Annotated in this window: 1 protein-coding gene; it reads left to right on the plus strand. The window is 76.1% G+C overall.

Annotated elements, in window-relative coordinates; translation table 11 throughout:
• On the plus strand, positions 1–376 hold a 376-nt coding region (locus C667_RS24040), incomplete at both ends, for an acetyl-CoA carboxylase biotin carboxyl carrier protein subunit (RefSeq protein WP_004393477.1).

Below are 376 nucleotides of genomic sequence, written 5' to 3' on the forward strand. Positions count from 1 at the left end.
CCGCCGCGGCGCCCACGCCCGCCGCGGCGCCCGCCGCGCTCGCGCCGTCCGGCGCGGCTGCAGGCGGACTCGTCGAGGTCGTCGTGCCCGACATCGGCGACTTCGACGCGGTGCCCATCATCGAGCTGTTCGTGAAGGTGGGCGACACGATCGCGGTCGACGACGCGATCGCCACGCTCGAATCCGACAAGGCCACGATGGACGTGCCGTCCTCGGCCGCCGGCGTGGTCAAGGAGGTGCTGGTCGCCCTCGGCGACAAGGTCGGCCAGGGCAAGGTGCTGATCAAGGTCGAGACCGGCGCTGGCGCGGCGATCGCCGCCATCCCGGTCGCCGCGGCCGCGGCTGCGGTGCCCGCGGCGGCCCCCTCGCCCGCCCC

The organism is Thauera phenylacetica B4P (assembly GCF_000310225.1).
Taxonomy (GTDB): domain Bacteria; phylum Pseudomonadota; class Gammaproteobacteria; order Burkholderiales; family Rhodocyclaceae; genus Thauera; species Thauera phenylacetica.